The 2,642-nt window shown below is 75.9% G+C and carries 3 protein-coding genes and 1 pseudogene; 3 read left to right on the top strand and 1 reads right to left on the bottom strand.

Going from position 1 to position 2,642, the window contains the following annotated elements; genetic code table 11:
- The first annotated feature begins 118 nt into the window (after window positions 1-118).
- The 3 genes from G3I42_RS05125 (at window position 119) to G3I42_RS05135 (ending at window position 2,254) form a co-directional block, all read left to right on the top strand.
- The gene (locus tag G3I42_RS05125) at window positions 119-778 is read left to right on the top strand and encodes an HD domain-containing protein (RefSeq protein ID WP_164282768.1); all 660 of its coding nucleotides are present in this window, start codon (window positions 119-121) and stop codon (window positions 776-778) included.
- Between the two features lie 133 nt (window positions 779-911).
- On the top strand, window positions 912-1,469 hold the full coding sequence (locus tag G3I42_RS05130) for an isochorismatase family protein (protein WP_164282770.1): 558 nt from the start codon (window positions 912-914) through the stop codon (window positions 1,467-1,469).
- Window positions 1,470-1,513: 44 nt separating this feature from the next.
- Window positions 1,514-2,254 carry a class I SAM-dependent methyltransferase gene (locus tag G3I42_RS05135; RefSeq protein ID WP_164282772.1) on the top strand — a complete coding sequence of 247 codons (741 nt, stop codon included), beginning with the start codon at window positions 1,514-1,516 and terminating at the stop codon, window positions 2,252-2,254.
- Here the strand turns inward: G3I42_RS05135 and G3I42_RS05140 are convergent.
- A pseudogene (locus G3I42_RS05140) lies at window positions 2,232-2,642 on the bottom strand (MFS transporter); the annotation flags it as partial. The gene G3I42_RS05135 and the pseudogene G3I42_RS05140 sit on opposite strands and share 23 nt — an antisense overlap.

Raw genomic sequence — 2,642 nt, forward strand, 5'->3', positions numbered from 1 at the left:
GGCCGGGAAGGTGGCCGCCGGGAGCCCGGCGCAGGGCCCGGCTCCCGTACCGGCCGCGGACGCGAAGCGCGGGCGCCGCGCACGGCCGCGTACCGGCTTCGCGCGCACGAGGAGCGGCATGACCGAGGAGCAGGCGACCGAGGAGCGGGCCCCGGCCGGGGTGCGGGTGCCCGACACCCGTCTCGCACGCGAGGCGACGGCGCTGGTGCGGGAGGCGACGGACGACCTGATCTACCACCACTCGCGGCGCGTCTACTTCTTCGGCGCGCTCCAGGGGCGGCGCAGGGGGCTGAGTTTCGACCCCGAACTGCTCTACGTGGGCGCGATGTTCCACGACCTGGGCCTGCTCCCCCGCCACCGCGACAGCGGGCGCCGTTTCGAGGTGGACGGGGCGGAGGAGGCACGCGCCTTCCTGCACGCGCACGGCGTGCCCGAGGACAGCGTGCGCCGCGTGTGGACGGCGATCGCGCTGCACACGACGCCCGGCGTCCCGGAGTTCATGGAGCCCGAGGTGGCGCTCGTGACGGCGGGGGTCGAGTACGACGTCCTCGGCATCGGGTACGGGGACCTGACGGACGCGCAGCGCGCGGAGGTCGTCGCCCTCCACCCGCGCCCCGGCTTCAAGCGCCGCATCCTCGCGGCCTTCACGGAGGGCATCGCGCCGAAGCCGGCGACGACGTTCGGGAACGTGAAGGCGGACGTCCTGGAGCACTTCGTGCCGGGTTTCGAGCGGGGCGACTTCGTGACGACGATCGAGGAGTCGCAGTGGCCCGAGTGAGAACGCGGAGTGGCCCGGGTGCGGCGGCAGGTCCCCGAGTGAGACGGCTGGTCCGCGAGCGCGGCGTCACGTGACCCGGGCGAGGCGGTAATCGGCGCGCGGGAACGCCTTCGGCGGTCCTACTGTTGCCGCCATGACCACCCTCGCGCACCGCCCCGGCACCGCTCTCCTCGTCATCGACATGCAGAACGGCGTGGTGGCGCGCGCCCACCGCCGGGACGAGGTGGTGGCGACGCTCGCGGACCTTGTGGCGCGGGCGCGCGTGGAGGGGGTGCCGGTGGTGTGGGTGCGGCACCAGGACGCCGCGCTGGTGCCGGGGACCCCGGCGTGGCAGCTCGTGCCGGAACTCGTCCCGCTGCCGGACGAGCCGGTGGTCGGCAAGGAGTACGCGGACGCCTTCGAGGCGACGGAGCTGGAGTCCCTTCTCGCGGCGGCGGGCGTCGGCCGGATCGTGGTCACGGGTGCCGCGACCGACGTGTGCGTCCGCTCGACGCTCCACGGCGGTCTCGCCCGCGGCTACGACACGCTCCTCGTCGCGGACGCGCACACGACGGAGGACACCGGCGTCGAGGGCGTCCCCGGCCCGGCGGCGATCATCGCGCACACCAATCTCTACTGGTCCGAGCAGGTCGCCCCCGGACGGGTCGGGGGGACGGCGGAGGCGGCGGAGGTGGTGTTCGCGGCCGGGTGATTGATCCGTTGCCGGCGCGGCCGGGGGCGGGGAACACTGCCCGGATGTACCCGGACAGCGACACGGCCGCGCTCTACGACCTGCTCAACCCCTGGGACCCGGAGCGGAACGCCTGCGACCGCTTCTACCACCCGCTCGTCATGGGCGCGGACGCGGTGCTCGACGTCGGGTGCGGCACGGGGGCCATGCTGACGCTCGCGCGCGAGCGGGGGCACACGGGGCGGCTGGCCGGGCTCGATCCGGACCGCGCCGCGCTGGAGCGGGCGCGGCGGCGGGGCGATGTCGAGTGGATCGAGGGGCGGGCGGCCGACGCGGCCCCCGGCGCGGAGTTCGCTCTCGCGACCATGACGGGCCACGCCTTCCAGACCCTGCTCACCGACGACGAGGTGCGGGCCTCGCTCGCGGCGGTCCGCAACGCGCTGCGCCCCGGCGGCCTGTTCGCCTTCGAGACGCGGCACCCCGCCGCGCGGGCCTGGGAACGGTGGAACCGGGCGAACCCGAACGACATGACGGAGCTGGTGGACGACGCGGGACGGGCGCTGCGGTACTGGCACGACGTCGATTCGGTCGCCGGGGACGTGGTCACGATCCGGGGGACGCTCGCCGACGCGGAGGGGCGCGTGCTCCGCGTCCTCGGCGAGAGCCTGCGCTTCCTGGGGGTCACCGAGCTGAACGGCTTCCTCGCGGAGGCGGGTTTCCTCGTCGAGGAGCAGTACGGGGACTGGGACCGCGCGCCGCTGGGCGAGGCGGGGCCGGAGATCATCACGGTCGCGCGGCGGCGGTGAGCGGGCGCAGCGCGTGAAAGGCCGCGCCCGCGAGGAGGTTCAGCGTCGCGCCCGCGAGGAGCGCCGCCGTCAGGGAGTGCGCCGCCAGGGCGCCCGCGAGGGCGGCCCCGGCCGCGCGGGCCGTGATCTTCAGGCTCGCGCCGGTCGTGAAGACCTGACCGCGCAGGCGGGCCGGGGCGTCGCGGTGACGGATCGCGAGGAGCGCGGTGAGCTGCGGGCCCTCCCCCGTGCCGGTGAGCAGGACGGCGGCGACCAGCGCCCACGGCGAGGGGACGGCGGCGAGGAGTTGCGCGGCGGCGAGGACCAGGACGCTCGCGCCGAGCACCGTGTCCGGGAGCAGCGCGGTGGGCCGGCGGGCGAGGACGGCGCCCGCCGCGAGCGCCGACGC

Origin of the sequence: Streptomyces sp. SID11385, assembly GCF_010548245.1 — a bacterium.
Classification (GTDB): Bacteria; Actinomycetota; Actinomycetes; order Streptomycetales; family Streptomycetaceae; genus Streptomyces.